16 protein-coding genes are annotated in these 15,345 nt (G+C 36.6%); 15 read left to right on the top strand and 1 reads right to left on the bottom strand.

The features are described from left to right. Window positions 1–113: 113 nt before the first annotated feature. From AB9N12_RS05620 to AB9N12_RS05605, 4 genes are all read left to right on the top strand, one after another. On the top strand, window positions 114–2,168 hold the full coding sequence (locus tag AB9N12_RS05620) for a beta-L-arabinofuranosidase domain-containing protein (protein WP_369890413.1): 2,055 nt from the start codon (window positions 114–116) through the stop codon (window positions 2,166–2,168). A 26-nt stretch (window positions 2,169–2,194) separates the two neighbouring features. Next, a complete protein-coding gene (locus AB9N12_RS05615; RefSeq protein ID WP_369890411.1) occupies window positions 2,195–3,283 on the top strand; it encodes an acyltransferase in 1,089 nt (362 codons plus the stop codon). Between the two features lie 248 nt (window positions 3,284–3,531). Continuing rightward, complete coding sequence (locus AB9N12_RS05610; protein ID WP_369890409.1) at window positions 3,532–4,167, top strand: HU family DNA-binding protein; 636 nt, start codon at window positions 3,532–3,534, stop codon at window positions 4,165–4,167. A gap of 96 nt (window positions 4,168–4,263) precedes the next feature. Continuing rightward, the gene (locus AB9N12_RS05605; RefSeq protein WP_369892815.1) at window positions 4,264–5,064 is read left to right on the top strand and encodes a hypothetical protein; all 801 of its coding nucleotides are present in this window, start codon (window positions 4,264–4,266) and stop codon (window positions 5,062–5,064) included. A gap of 275 nt (window positions 5,065–5,339) precedes the next feature. Here the strand turns inward: AB9N12_RS05605 and AB9N12_RS05600 are convergent, their stop codons facing one another. After that, complete coding sequence (locus tag AB9N12_RS05600; protein WP_369890407.1) at window positions 5,340–5,990, bottom strand: hypothetical protein; 651 nt, start codon at window positions 5,988–5,990, stop codon at window positions 5,340–5,342. A gap of 488 nt (window positions 5,991–6,478) precedes the next feature. Between AB9N12_RS05600 and AB9N12_RS05595 the strand changes: the two genes are divergently transcribed. From AB9N12_RS05595 to AB9N12_RS05545, 11 genes are all read left to right on the top strand, one after another. Then, complete coding sequence (locus AB9N12_RS05595; protein ID WP_369890405.1) at window positions 6,479–6,847, top strand: DUF1573 domain-containing protein; 369 nt, start codon at window positions 6,479–6,481, stop codon at window positions 6,845–6,847. A 22-nt stretch (window positions 6,848–6,869) separates the two neighbouring features. After that, window positions 6,870–7,904: a DUF1573 domain-containing protein gene (locus AB9N12_RS05590; RefSeq protein WP_369890403.1), complete on the top strand. Its 1,035-nt coding sequence runs from the start codon at window positions 6,870–6,872 to the stop codon at window positions 7,902–7,904. Between the two features lie 84 nt (window positions 7,905–7,988). Continuing rightward, window positions 7,989–8,525, top strand: a complete 537-nt coding sequence (locus AB9N12_RS05585) for a hypothetical protein (protein ID WP_369890401.1) — start codon at window positions 7,989–7,991, stop codon at window positions 8,523–8,525. 4 nt (window positions 8,526–8,529) lie between these two features. Then, entirely contained in the window at window positions 8,530–9,045 is a 516-nt protein-coding gene (locus tag AB9N12_RS05580; protein ID WP_369890399.1) for a hypothetical protein, read from the top strand. Window positions 9,046–9,120: 75 nt separating this feature from the next. After that, window positions 9,121–9,804: a TlpA family protein disulfide reductase gene (locus tag AB9N12_RS05575; RefSeq protein WP_369890397.1), complete on the top strand. Its 684-nt coding sequence runs from the start codon at window positions 9,121–9,123 to the stop codon at window positions 9,802–9,804. A gap of 203 nt (window positions 9,805–10,007) precedes the next feature. Continuing rightward, window positions 10,008–10,241, top strand: a complete 234-nt coding sequence (locus AB9N12_RS05570) for a hypothetical protein (protein ID WP_369890396.1) — start codon at window positions 10,008–10,010, stop codon at window positions 10,239–10,241. A gap of 264 nt (window positions 10,242–10,505) precedes the next feature. After that, window positions 10,506–11,573 (top strand): DUF1573 domain-containing protein, encoded by a 1,068-nt coding sequence (locus tag AB9N12_RS05565; protein ID WP_369890395.1) that lies wholly within the window; start codon window positions 10,506–10,508, stop codon window positions 11,571–11,573. Between the two features lie 11 nt (window positions 11,574–11,584). Beyond that, complete coding sequence (locus AB9N12_RS05560; RefSeq protein WP_369890393.1) at window positions 11,585–12,544, top strand: hypothetical protein; 960 nt, start codon at window positions 11,585–11,587, stop codon at window positions 12,542–12,544. Window positions 12,545–12,555: 11 nt separating this feature from the next. Beyond that, on the top strand, window positions 12,556–12,858 hold the full coding sequence (locus AB9N12_RS05555) for a hypothetical protein (protein ID WP_369890391.1): 303 nt from the start codon (window positions 12,556–12,558) through the stop codon (window positions 12,856–12,858). Window position 12,859: 1 nt separating this feature from the next. Then, window positions 12,860–13,219, top strand: a complete 360-nt coding sequence (locus tag AB9N12_RS05550) for a hypothetical protein (RefSeq protein ID WP_369890389.1) — start codon at window positions 12,860–12,862, stop codon at window positions 13,217–13,219. A gap of 530 nt (window positions 13,220–13,749) precedes the next feature. Then, window positions 13,750–15,219 carry an O-antigen ligase family protein gene (locus tag AB9N12_RS05545; RefSeq protein WP_369890387.1) on the top strand — a complete coding sequence of 490 codons (1,470 nt, stop codon included), beginning with the start codon at window positions 13,750–13,752 and terminating at the stop codon, window positions 15,217–15,219. Window positions 15,220–15,345 lie beyond the last annotated feature (126 nt).

Here is a 15,345-nt window from a genome sequence, read left to right as displayed (position 1 = left end):
ACGGGTTGTCTAATCAGAGATTATCCGTTCTTTGATTTTAGTTTAGCTCATTGGTCATCAATAGGACTTGCAGCAAAATTAGGATGATTTTCGGAATCTGTAAAATGGATGGAATGAAAAAAAATAAAACGAAAGAACTTTTTGTGTCAATAGTGCTTGGAGTGGCGGTTACAGCTTGTGCGTCTGCTTCCCCTAGTGGTACGGTGACGGTAGTGGATCGACCGGACATACAGTCCATTAATACCAATTATATCGGATATCGCGCTCCGCTTCGTCCGTTGAATTTTATAAAGTTGCCGATAGGTAGTATTCAGCCTGAAGGTTGGGTGAAGAAGTATCTGGAGTTGCAACGTGACGGTCTGACCGGACACTTGGGAGAGATCAGCGCCTGGCTGGAAAAAGATAATAATGCCTGGTTGACGACTGGGGGAGACCACGGTTGGGAAGAAGTTCCTTACTGGCTCAAAGGGTATGGTAATTTGGCATATATCCTGAATGACCCGAAGATGATTGAAGAAACCAAATATTGGATTGAAGGCGTATTTGCCAGTCGTCAGCCGGATGGATATTTCGGTCCGGTCAATGAACGTAACGGCAAACGTGAACTTTGGGCACAAATGATTATGCTATGGTGTCTGCAATCTTATTATGAGTATTCTCAAGATCAGCGTGTCATTGACCTGATGACAAATTACTTTAAATGGCAGATGACCGTTCCCGATGACCAGCTTTTGGAAGATTATTGGGAAAAAAGCCGTGGCGGTGATAACATCATCAGTATCTACTGGCTTTACAACCATACCGGAGATGCTTTTCTGCTCGAACTGGCCGAGAAGATTCACCGCAACACAGCCGATTGGACGAAATCGACCTCCTTACCTAACTGGCACAATGTCAATATCGCCCAATGTTTTCGTGAACCTGCCACTTATTATATGCAGACCGGAGATTCTGCGATGCTGAAAGCCTCTTATAATGTCCATCATCTGATACGGCGTACTTTTGGTCAGGTTCCCGGAGGTATGTTCGGTGCGGATGAGAATGCCCGTTTGGGATACATCGATCCCCGCCAGGGAGTAGAAACCTGCGGACTGGTTGAACAGATGGCTTCCGATGAAATCATGCTTTGTATGACGGGAGATCCTATGTGGGCTGAACATTGTGAAGAAGTAGCATTCAACTCTTATCCTGCTGCCGTGATGCCGGACTTTAAAGCATTGCGCTATATCACTTGCCCGAATCATGCCATCAGTGATTCGAAGAATCATCATCCGGGCATTGACAATCGTGGCCCGTTTCTTTCGATGAATCCTTTCAGCAGCCGTTGTTGCCAGCATAATCATGCACAAGGCTGGCCTTACTTTACCGAACATCTGGTATTGGCAACTCCCGACAACGGAGTGGCTACAGCTATTTATGCAGCTTGTAAAGCTACAGTAAAGGTGGGCGACGGAAAGGAAATCACTCTCCACGAGGAGACGAATTATCCTTTTGAGGAAAGCATTGCCTTCTCTGTTTCTACCGGTGAAAAGGTCACTTTCCCGTTCTATCTCCGAATTCCTTCATGGACAAAAGGAGCAGAAGTGCGCGTGAATGGTAAGAAGGTAAATGTAGCTCCTGTAGCGGGAAAATACCTTTGCCTTCATCGGGAATGGGCGAATGGAGACCGCGTGGAACTGACGTTACCGATGTCTTTGTCTATGCGTACCTGGCAGGTTAATAAAAATAGCGTAAGCGTAGATTATGGCCCCCTCACTTTGTCTCTCAAGATTGCAGAGAAATATGTAGAGAAAGACAGCCGCGAGACTGCTATCGGTGATTCTAAATGGCAGAAAGGCGCTGATCCCCAGAAATGGCCTACTACTGAAATCTATCCGGATAGCCCCTGGAATTATTCATTGGTATTGGATAAGAAAGAACCTTTGAAGAAATTCAAGGTAATCCGTAAATCCTGGCCGGCTGACAACTATCCTTTCACAGTAGCCAGTGTACCTTTAGAAGTAAAAGCTATCGGTCGTCCGGTACCTGAATGGAAAATAGATGAAACCGGACTGTGTGGCGTATTGCCGGAAGAAGATGCAGTGAAAGGTGATAAAGAAGAAATAACATTGATCCCTATGGGTGCAGCACGGTTGAGAATCTCTGCGTTCCCGAATACAAGAGAATAAATTAATAACTAGAAAACTTAGAATAAATGAAACGTATCGTTTTTTTAGATTACATCCGTGTGTTTGCATGCTTTCTCGTAATGGTTGTTCATGCCAGTGAAAATTTCTACGGTGCTCCCGGATCCACAGATATGGCAGGGCCTCAATCTTTTTTGGCTAATGAAGCAGACCGGCTATGGGTATCAGTATACGACGGTTTTTCACGTATGGCGGTACCCCTGTTCATGATAGTCTCCGCCTTCCTGCTTGCACCGATGAAAGAGGAACAGACGATGTGGCAATTCTATCGTCAGCGCTGTCTCCGTATCCTGCCACCGTTTTTCATATTCATGATACTGTACAGCACCCTACCCATGCTGTGGGGACAGATAGACGGAGAAACATCCGTGAAGGACTTGTCGCGAATATTGCTGAACTTTCCGACACTGGCCGGACACTTGTGGTTCATGTATCCTCTGATAAGTCTCTACTTGTTTATCCCTATTATATCTCCATGGCTGCGTAAAGCCACAGCAAAAGAAGAACGTTTCTTCATTGGACTGTTCGTATTGTCAACCTGTATGCCGTATCTCAATCGTTGGTGCGGTGAACTGTGGGGACAATGTTTCTGGAATGAATACCATATATTGTGGTACTTCTCCGGTTATCTGGGTTATCTCGTTCTGGCACATTACATTCGTGTACACCTTACATGGAACCGTTCCAAACGTTTTATCATAGGAACCATTTTAATGGTGATCGGTGCTGTATGGACTATTTATTCATTTTATGTTCAGGCTATACCCGGCGAACTCCATTCCACCCCTGTAATAGAAATAGGATGGGCTTTCTGTACCATCAACTGTGTGCTTCTCACAACGGGCACATTCCTCATGTTTACATGTATCAAACGTCCGCAAGCTCCCAAGTTGGTGACAGAAACTTCGAAACTTAGCTATGGTATGTATCTTATGCATATCTTCTGGCTCGGATTGTGGGTATCTGTATTCAAGGACACGTTAGCTCTTCCCACTGTTGCCGCTATACCATGTATTGCAGTGGTTACATTTATCAGTTGTTTTGTGACAACAAAGATAATCTCGTATATACCGGGTAGTAAATGGATAGTAGGATAAATATCCGAAGACGGAGCAGTTGCCGGGCAGTCAATTGAATATTATTTAAACTTGTTATCGTCCTTTTCTCTGCTTTTTATCGTATCTTTGTTGAAGATCTATCAATGATTCACCTCGGTGATTTAAATAAACGACAAGTGTTATTCGATTGAATAACAAAAGTGATTTAAATGAACCACAAATGTGGTTCGTTGATGAATCTAAAGGTCTTGCATGAAAAGTATTCACTATTAAACCGTTAACTACTAATGGCTATACTTTACGATTGGTATGAGAATCCCGGTGAATCCGATGATTCGGAAGAGAAAGGTTTGCATCCCCGCATTTTTTTGAATGGTAAGGTGGAAACGGATAAACTGTGCCGCATGATTCACGGGCGCAGTTCGCTTTCCGTAGGTGATGTAAAAAATGTGTTCGAGATGCTTGCCCAAATTTGTGGTGAAGAACTGCGCGAGGGACGTGAGGTGCATATTGAGGGACTTGGCTATTTTGCTCCAATCTTGAGAAGCACGGAGAAAGTGACTCGCAGCACTAAGAACAAATGGTCGAAAATGGAGTTGAAGACAATCGGTTTTCGTCCTGATGCTCGTTTGCGGGGGGAACTTAGAGGTGCTAAAGTCTGCCGGAGCAAGTATGCACGTCACTCGGAATCCTTGTCGGAGGTAGAGATTGATATGCGGCTGAAGGAATATTTTGTCGATCATGATGTAATGTTTCGTTATGATTTTCAGGAAGTATGCTGCATGACACGGACTACGGCGAACCGTCATCTCCGGCGATTACTGGAAGAAGGCAAACTGAAAAATATCGGTAAACGTATGCAGCCGATTTATGTGGCTGCAACGGGTTATTACGGGGTATCTCGTGAGGTGGTGCGGCGGTAAGCGGTGAAAGCGATGAAAAGAATATTGAAGATGAGTGTCAATATGAATATTCTTTTCGCTATATTTGTGTTTCAAGAACATAAGATAAAGTGAGTGATGAAATTTCCGACTTATCCTTTTAAGCAATTACTGTCAGGTGGTGTACTCTGCTGTTTGATTCTGCTGGCCGCCTATATATTTCAGGCCTTCTTCCCTGGAATGTATGTTGATGCATTTTCATCTTCCATGCATCTATTGATGTGGCTGACCCTTTTCGTTGGAGCATTGCTATGGACATTTCATGCAAAAGGAGAGCGTATTGGAATTTCTGAAGTAGTAGACTGGCAGTTTATAGCTGCTTTTATTTTAATTACGGCAGATGAGATTTATATGATAATGCCGAGAGAAATCCATATAGAGGCTGCACCGGTTCTATCTGAATATACCATTCCCGTGTTGGCCGTTGTTGGCATAATGATAGCTGCTACTATTAAAGTCTCCATAACGTTGTATCAGAAATTGTCGGACGAACGGCGACAAACTATTCTTCAAACTCAGAAAATACAGCAATTACTGGATTCTCCTCCGACAAAACAGAAAAATATAACTTTAGTTCGTAAACTTATGGAAAATCGGTCTATTGCCCAGTTTTCCGCCAAAGACTATCTTCTACTGGTAGAAGAGTGTCAAATGATTGATCCCGAATTCTTTATTTGGTTGAAGAAACAAGGCTGGCAGCTTACACCGCGGGATATTGTACTATGTGTGCTTATTCGAATGTATAAAACGAAAGAAGAAATATTGTCTATATTTTGCATTGCTGATGGGGCTTATCGTACGATGAGGTCTCGTGCCCGAAAACGTTTAGGACTTGGCGATGAGGAGTTGGAGGTTTTTCTACGAGCGGAGCTAAAATAATAACTTTTGCAGAGGGTCTGCCAATTTCATAAGTGTGTAGATAGTAGCCAAAATTCCACCCATAATGATATAATAGAACCATACTCGCCTATTGGAGTATGGCTCTTGTGGAAATAGATTGATAGCTCCCACCACAAGCGTTATCCGCGCAAGAAGTTCAAAAAAGAATATTAGGAAATCTTGGAATGTGTAGTTCAAGTTATCAATAAAACGATCTAAATAACACATTGCGATACTGATAAGCCACATTGAGCTATTGAGAGCTATATATATGATTAATTTCCTTGTATACATGATTTGTATTCCCTTTCAGCCGCCCTTTGGTTTCTTTCGTATCTCGATAATGCCTGTGCGTAGCAACTATTTGTGGAGGACTCTTTTCTACAGTTAATAATGTCATTATCATAATTCGCTTTTGCCTGTGCATACGCTGCTTGTCTTTTTGCTTCGCAGCTATTAGCATCTCCGCCTTCAGTGCGTGTTTTTATGCGTGTCTTACCTGTAGATTCATGGCTCTCGGCATACTGTCTGAATAGTGCTATACGTTCATCTTCGCTTAGTCTGGCGAATCCGGTGTACAGAAGCAAGTTTTCCTTAGCTTCATTCATCAGGTGAAGCTCTTGTTCTAAATTCGATTTTTTGATAAACTCTTCTATGTAATCATCATCATTCAGTTTTACCATGAGTTTATTATATTCTTCTTCACTCAGTGTTGAAGTGTAAGCCTGAAATTTATCTGATAAGAGTTTACTATTCCTTTCAAACTCCCAAAATTCATCTGATTGGGCAATGGAGTCGATAAGTTTATTTGACTCATTTGTGTATTCGTATTCGTTGGAACTGCAACTGTAAATAACGAATGTGATGGATAGAAGAATGATGGTTACTGCTGTATAAAAACTATTCTTTCTTTTTTTCTTGTTCATAGCCTTTCTTTTTTTTTTAATATTGATACAAAGAAAGGAAAAAAAGGCAAATAATACGATAAAATTTTATCGGAATAGTAGTAAAATAGGTCTTACATGTGGGGATATTTGTTACAATATAGTGTTGAAGAAACAAGAGAAAACGTTGTGAGAGCTCTTTATGAATTAGTATATTGACTTTGTAAGTGTAACATTAATGAGCGGTCGTAATATTTCCTATCCTAAAAACAACCATTCTGACTTTAAGAAAGAATTGGAATCTATTTACATTGTTACAATATAGAGGAAATATAGATAAAAAACTGTGATGAGACCCTCTGCAGTCTTTAGTAGCTGCTGAAAGTGTGTAACACTCCATTGTTTTGCTTTAAATTCACTCGTATATTTATAACGGAATTATGTGAATTTAATATCTATAATAAATGAAACCTTCTTTTATATTACTAATCACTATCCTCTTATGCGGTTGTATTAATGACCAAAGGGCTATGGAAAGTGCAGAAATGTCTAAAATAGATATTGATGAAAAATATCCTGTAATATCTTTTGAGGTAAATGAGATTGACCTGGGAACCCTTAATAGAGAGGAGAATGGATATGTCAGTGCCTTTTTTGAGTTTAGTAATACAGGAGAAACACCTCTAGTAATAAATAAAATAGATGTATCTTGTGGATGCATTGAAGCTGATTATGTCAAAACTCCGATAATGAAAGGAGAATCGGGTAAAATAAAAGTTGTTTTGAATCTAAATAAGATATCAGGATATTTTCATAAGAAAATTTATGTTATTTCTAATGCTGAAGATACTTATGAGGAACTTTTGATAAAAGGAAATGTGAGAAAAAATGCACTGTAGTTTTATTGTTAAATTTATTATTATGGAATTAATACAAAGAATTTGTTTAATGGCTATATTGGGTATAATTTTTATTTCTACGGGGTGTTCTTCTAGGCATTTAGAAGTCCTTTATAATGGAAACTTCCATGATATACAACAAATTGCTATAAATAGAAATGAGAATTTTTGTGTAGTTCTTTTAGATACATCCAATTTGACCTCTAAAATATATAAGGAACGTTTAGAAAGGAATCATATTAAAACTGTATTTAATATGATAGATATACGTTTACCCCAAAATAACTGGTATCAGCAATGGTTATATTCAATATCAGATCCTATTACATGTATTTTCTCTCCCTCTGGTAATTTAATAGATATTATACCCGGAGCGTCTCGTAAGTGCTTTGATTGTATAGGGCAAGTTGTTAAAACGGGAGAAATGTGCCGAAAGTTAGTATATTATAACAATTTTTCGATGGATAAAGAGCAATTAATTTCACTGTTGAGTGATATCCTTTTCTGTAAACTCGACCTTGAGAAAGGTCTGAATATTGAACCTCGAATTAACAAATTAATGGATTCTATTAATTATCCGTATACAGCTTATTTAAGGATGATGAATTTAGATAAGTATGGTAAACATGAAACTGCTCAATTGGTAGCCAAACACTTATTGACCTTTGATAGTGATTTGGAGCTTGAGATTTATCCGGAACTTTTTATTGCAGCAAAAGGTGTTATTGATTCTTGTTATAATCCAAAAGTTGAACCCGTCTTAGAATGTGTAACACTTATCGAATTGGGTCGTTGCGAGAAAGGAGTTGCAAAATCGTTTAAAATTGAAATATTTAATTCGGGTAATGCTCCTCTTGAAATTAAAGAAGTTCAACTCAGTTGCTCTTGCGTAAAACTTATAGGTGATGAAATATATACTATTCTTCCACAAGAATCTCAGTATATTAATTTTGAATTTACTGCAGATAAGGATGAAAAAATAGAACGAGAACTTATTTTAAAATCTAATGGTATTTATCCCATGCATAAAATAAAAATTATTGCAGATAGTTCATAACTTAAAAGAAAAGCAGCTTTATGCGTTAAATGGTTTATTATGAGATGAAGATAAATTTAGAATGTGTATTAAATGATTAATTCTATGAAAATGAAGAAAATAATAACTCTGTTAAACATCAGCTTGTTTATTGCTATTTTAGTTTTTAGTAGCTGTAATTCAGATGAATATTCATATGAAGGCGAGGTTTCTACAAAAGAGAAGAATTTAAACTTGAGAGCTCCTAGTGGTGAATATATTGCCAAGAATATAGAAAAATTGAAAGGACTATTGTCTCCTATTATTGAAGAAGATAATTGGGAAAATAAGGATTTTGAAATAGTAAGTATCCAGTATGATTCATTGGAAACAGGCTTTTGTGCTGAAATTGAATATGTAACTGAAGATGGAATAGAAAGTAATATAATTCTTATGAGAAAAGAGAGAACTTCTGGCTCAAAAATAAAGACTAGGACGGAAGGAGGCTCTGAAGGTGGGTATGAAAGCTTTAGTTGTAAAAAAAGGAGTAATAATAAATGTAAGAAATGTCGAGTTGTAAATGACAAGAAGCACAATCAAGTACGCTGTGCATGTGATGATGGACTTGTCGAAGGTTGCGCTTTATATGAATATAAATATTAGGAATATGAAAAATAGTTTACTATTAATAATAGCAATATTAGGATTTGCATTTGGGAGTTGTGATAAAGAGTCGGATGAATTTGTAGATAATAGTAAGACATCAATAAACCTGATAGCGCCTAATGGACAGAGAATCGCTGCAACTATTGACGTGTTGGTTAATTTAGTTGCTGAGGTAGCAGAGGAAAAATATGGTGAAAATAAAGATGTAGAAATCAATGATGTGATTTATCATGATACAGATCAGGGATTTATTGCTGAAATTAGATACATGACATACGATGGACATTCAAGTAATTTGATAATAAGTAATATAACATTGGATGGAAGTTTAGATATGAAAAGAATGAAAACACGAAGCGAAGGTGGAGATACAGATGGCTTGACAATATATTCGTGCAAAAATGAAGATCGCAGAAAATGTCCTGATTGTGAGGTCGCTAAAACCCAAGAAGGAGTCAAATGTTTTTGTTCAAAAGGTGATAGAAGTGTTTGTAAATTACAGAAAAAGCAAAAATGATGCATTAGAATAAATAGTTTTGTAGTTGGGTCAACCATCGTTTGACTCAACTATATACTATAAAACCCTTGAAATATGAAACTATATTTTTCCCTTTTCTTATTCCTTTTTATAGGTGTTTGTCATGCCCAAAAGGTAACGCGTGTTAATAGTAATAAGATTAGCGTAGAAGGCGACACGATTATATATTTTGACGCAGAGCAAAAATCTATAACAAGACAGGCCCATTCCGACTCTTTAGAAACAGGTAAATACATTATTTCTATCAAAGGGACAGATGAAATAACGGAAATTCACTTAACTTATAAACATCCTAAACTTGAAACTTTAATTGGTAAGACGCTTCCTCAGATCAATTTGACTGATATGAGTAGAAAACCTGTTAAAATGGATGAATCCGATGTCACGGTTGTATGTTTTTGGAACAGGCATTGTCGCCCTTGCATACGGAAACTTACAGCTTTAAATATACTTGCTGAAGATTATCCGGATATTCGATTTGTAGCATTAACGCCTGATTCTAGTGGAGAAGTGAAGAGGTTAATGAAAAGATTGAATTTAGTGTGGGAAAATATAACAGTTGTTCCCGATTATAAAGACGAATTTAATGATGTATTGCATATTTATATGTATCCATCAAATGTTATTATTGATAAAAACAGAGTTGTTCAAGGGGCAACTGTTGGCGGCAATACACGACAACTGCTACGAACATTGGAAAGATTGAGCGGAACGTCTAAAAATGATTGTTGGGAATAGATAAAATGATAAGAATATCTCATTATCTGTTTGCTGCATTGTGCTTAGGCAGCCTTTTTGTTTGTTCACTTATAGCTGAGTAGTTACCTTGAAACTTATTATCGATTGAAAAAAGCATTGGAGGATGAAAACTTGATAGAAGTGGTTGATGATTTACCTTGATTGGTTTAATGAGTTAATCAGTTGATAAAACCCCAATATGTATGAAAGGATTTAAATTTATTATTAATGAAGCGGAAGTTGTACTTGCTGCAATTCCGGGCGGGATTCTCAATTTCATTCTTGCATTAGATAATTCCGGTGGCTCTATTGTGGTTGGCCTGAATGGAAGAAGAGACTTTGAGTGTCATATAGATGCAGGCACTTTCGATCCGCAAAGAAACAGCTTCATTCAGTGGGTAGGTGAATTTGTACCTTCCGCAAAGGTATCAGAATAAATGTTTTCGTTAGTAACAGCAGTCATGCTGTTACAATATAGCTATTATTTTAAATATGTATGGTTGCAATATGTTGAATATTAATGTCTTATCTGGGATCTTGATGTGACGTTCTATTGCTAGGACAATTTTTATGACGTATCTTTATGGCGTAAGTTATATGGATGCGAATTGAATAAAGAAAGTATGTTGTAGAAGTACTGTAAACTCGAATGTTGAATAAATGATTTTATGATTATACCCTTAAATTAATATACATATAATATGAGAAATATGCTTGGAAAACTGAATTTGCTTTTTTTGCTTGCTATGATTATTTGCTTGTTTCTTTCTAGCTGTAATCAACATACATGCAAAATATATAAAAATCAATCATTTGAGAAGATTTGCTCTATTGCATATAGCAATAAAAAAACTTTTTGTATAGTCTTAGTAGATTCCACTCAGGATTTGTCTCGAGAGTATTGTTTAAAGAGCAAAGATTTTATAGATACTAATAAAGCTATTTATAATCTTGTAGATATTAATATATCTTCAAATGAATGGTATATGAAGTGGCTTTGTCCTTTGTCGTTGCCTTTGACCTGTGTGTTTTCAGAAAATGGTACACTGGTTGACTTGATTCCAGGTGCAACGAAAGAGACTTTTTTATATATAGCTAAAGCCATTTCTGATAAAAAAATAACTAATTATCATTATCCTAACCGCTTTAAACTTTCTAAATGTACCGCCATCCCTTTATTAAACCAAGTCTTGGAATGTAAGATGGATTTAGATCAGGGAATATACGTTCCAACGGTTCTAAGTAATTCAATTGATTCATTAAAATATCCATACTCCTTTTATTGGGGAATTGTAGGAGAACTAATGGAAAATGATACCGTTGAATCCAAAATATTGGCAAGATCAATGTTGGAATTGGAAACCCCTTATTATTTGCAATTGTATAAAAATGAATTTATTACAGCAAAAAAAGTTCTGAATCCGGATTTTGAAATAAATGATGAACCTAACATCAGAGTAGACGATAATATGGTATCTCTTTCCGATTGTAATGTTGGTAAAAATATATCTTTTGTGATTCCTATTCACAATGATGGAAAGTATCCTTTAAAGATATTGAAGATTTTTACAAGTTGTTCTTGCTTGAATCTAGTAGACCACTCGGAGGAATTTATTATCTCTCCTCACGACTCTGTAATGGTCGGATTTAATTTTAGATCGGAAGAATTAGGAGAAGTAACTAGGGATGTTTTTATAACTTCCAATTCGATAAATAAGCCTATTCTATACATAAAAGTATTAGCTAATATATATTGGGTATTAATTTAAAAAGGTCAAAGATGATGAAGAACTTAATTTTTATTGTATTTAGTATTGCTTTGCTTACGCAAAGTTGCTCACAGAGTGATGATTTTGTAGATAGACAGTCTGCTTTTGAAAAAGAGATTTTAAAAGAGGAAATTGATTTTCCAAAACAGGTTGAGGCTTATGGGAAAGCTGTGGCTAAAGAAATTGAAACTACGATAGGAAAATTGAATGATTTGAATATGGATTATTCGGAAATTGTTGATTTGAAGGATTTTCGTGAGAAGTTTTATGAAGATTGGTGTAATGCGAGTTCTGCAATGGCGAGAAGTCGTGCTGCTGGAGAGGTTCAGTCAATTGAAATGACAATGAGTGCTACTGAATTTATGGAAAGGTATAATTCGTTGACGGATATCCAGTTGGAGTTTATTCGCAAGATTATTAGTGAGTGTGAAAAGAGTAAATCCTCTCAAGACTTATTGTCTAAATTGGTCGCCTTGAATAATGAAATTCGTACACAAGTTCCAGAAATAGAACAAGAAAGATTGTTGAATGTTATTGCTGTACTATATTATGGAACACAAAAAGTATCTTATCTTGAACGTCAAGGTTTGATGTTAAGTACTCCATATAATAGTATTAAATTATCAAAGATTAAAACAAGAGGACCAGAGGATGGAGCAAGCATAGGTTCATGGTGCCGCAAAATTACAGCAACAGTTTGGACTATTGCTGTTGGTGAACCGACACCTATCGGTGAGGTTGTTGCTTCTGTTGTGACTGTTGTTGCTGCTGGTGTTTATGTGTATGAAGTGGTAACATGTGCAAGTCAACAAAATAGTACAACGGATTACTGTAATAGAAAATATAATGAATGTATGGATGGGAAAGATTATAGTCAGCCGAATTCTGGTGGTTGGGGATATTCTGAATGCAGGCGATGCCATGAATACTGTTTAGCACAAGGGATATGGGATTGTCCTCGTCCTAACTAAAATATAAAATTATGATAGGATTTAAAGTAACAATTAATAATCGGGAACCTGTGATTATTACATCCAATGATGTGGCGTATGTAATAATGAACTGTAATTATTCTTTTGGGGATAATATTTATATAGGAGGAACAGATACATTGAGTAGCCTTATTTGGGTTGATGAGAACTTGAAATTAGGCGATAAGGTTGTAATAAAAGTAGTTGAAGCATCAAAAGTATCTCCTGCTATGAAGATAATCTGTGATAAAGATGAATTGAAAATAAAATATGAACAACTTAAAGTAGAGCTTCAGGAAAAAGGGATTATATAGTATGAAAGGACTTATTGTAAAATGTAAAGATAAAATATTTAAGGCTGGTATTCCTCAGTGTGGAGTAGGTCTTGTTGCTAATATTACTTGGCATAGTGGTGTGTTTTGGAGTCTAAGTGGTTTGAAAATGCCTGAAGAAATGCACTTGGTATGGGAGGGTGGAATGTTGGAAATTGGAGATGTGATAGAGGTAGAAGTTGCTGAATTCGAGGACGTTTCAAAACCTGTTGCGGAAGAAAAACACGCTTGCTTGATTGAAAAGAAATCGGAGGCTATAGATGAGCAGGATTTGGAACATAAGTTGAATCTTTATTATCGGCTGAAAAAAGTATTGGAGGATGAGAATCTGATAAGTGAGTGAAGTTGAAGAAAGTGATTTCACGTTTGAGTGTATTTCCTTTATTTTGGGTATGAATGTTATTATTTCCAGTTGTGGTAGCTCTGACGGAGATGGCTCCAATAACAGAATAAAATATAGACTAAATATATGAAACGTTATTATATTGCATTATGTTTTTTATGTTTGTTTGACATAATAATCATAGGAGTAGATATCTTCTATCAGATAGACACTTTGTATTCTTTTTTAGGCAGTATATCAGTATGGGCAATGTTGTTGTTTATATTGGCAAAAATAAACTTGAGTAAAGAAAAAAGAAGTATCTGGATTTATTTGTCAATGTTTTGCATTGCTTTGGTGATATTGATGATTATTTATAGAATGATAAATAATTTAGCGTAATGCAAATATCTAAATCATACAATTTGTAAGGGTGAAGTAAAATGATAAGAACATCTCATTATCTGTTTGCTGCATTGTGTTTAGGCAGCCTTTTTGTCTGTTCACGAGAATTTACGGACTCGTACATTGTTCCAAAATGGGGCTTTGTTGTGTTCATACTATTAGTAATATTAATATATGAAGCAATCAACATCTTATTTTACAGGCAGAATGAACAGAAAGATACGAGGAGAACTGTATATGGTTTTATCATTATTATTTCATGCTTTGCGCAGGCAATGTTCGGGGTAGTTCAGTTTTTTGGCTTGTTTCAGGTGCTCACTGCTTTTAAGGTTACAGGAAGTTTTGACAATCCTGCGGGGTTTGCGGCATGTCTCTGTGCGGGCTTTCCTTTTGTAGGATTCCTATTGCCGGATAAGAATAAATATATCAGGTATGGAGGATGGATGGTAGGAGTCGCAATTGCAGTAGCTGTGGTTCTGTCACAATCAAGAGCGGGTATTATGAGCATTGCCTCTATCTGTTTCATTCTTTTAAATATGAAGGTATTTCATAAAAGATGGATGAAGTGTCTTTCTTTAGTATGTCTCGCTTTATTACTGTCAGGATGTTACTGGATGAAAAAAGACTCTGCCGATGGAAGATTACTTATATGGAGCAGCAGTGTGAATATGATAAAAGATGCACCATGGTTTGGTCATGGTGTAGGAAGTTTCGAGGCTCATTATATGGATTATCAGGCAGAGTATTTAAAGCAATTTGAGGGAACCCGATATGCATTGCTTGCAGATAACGTGAAACATCCTTTTAATGAATATGTGGGAGTTCTCCTAAATTTTGGGGCTTTCGGTTTATGTTTGTTGCTTGCAATAATAGTTCTGCTTGCATGTTGTTATAAAAAGAAGCCTTGTATTGAGAAACAAACAGCCATTTATTCTTTAGTTTCGATAGGTATATTCTCTCTCTTTTCTTATCCGTTCACTTATCCTTTTACATGGATTATTACCGTTCTGTGCATTTTTATCATCACAAAGGAATATCTCACTACTATTTTTGCCTACTCTAAGATAAAATATGCAGTATGCATCATTGTTCTCCTTTGTTCGCTAGGGGGGATGTATAAACTGGTAGAACGCATAAAAGCAGAAAAGGAATGGGGAAAAGCATCTGTACTTGCACTATGCGGAACATACGGCAAAGCTTTTCCCATTTATGAAAAGTTGGAAAAGAAATTTTACGATAATCCTTATTTCCTTTATAATTATACTGCTATACTGTTAGAAAATAAGCAGTATGAAGAGAGCTTGAGAATAGCATTGCAATGCCGTAGATATTGGGCGGATTATGATTTGGAACTTATAATAGGAGAAATCTATCAGGAATTGGGTAGACAAGAATTGGCGGAGAAATATTACAATAGTGCATCATTGATGTGCCCTTCCCGCTTCCTTCCATTTTATAAATTATTTCATTTATATAAGGATAATGCGGATCGGAAGAATATGCTCAGTATGGCTAATCTGATTATTGATAAGCCTATGAAGATAAAAACGTCAACCATCCGGATGATGAAAAGAGAGATGATGAGAGAGAAAATGCGATTGTACACTATAAATTGACCGATAATGAAAGGAAGTTGTTTTATTTTTGCCTTTATCCTATTTCTTCTGTTTAGCTGCACAAGCGAGGAAGACAAACGGATTGAAACAGTATTGTCTATATCCGGGTCCAATAGAACTGAATTG

The sequence above is a fragment of the Bacteroides sp. AN502(2024) genome, from assembly GCF_041227145.1.
Classification (GTDB): Bacteria; Bacteroidota; Bacteroidia; order Bacteroidales; family Bacteroidaceae; genus Bacteroides.
Note: the sequence above shows the minus strand (reverse complement) of the source record. Positions and strands in the feature narration are given on the sequence as shown.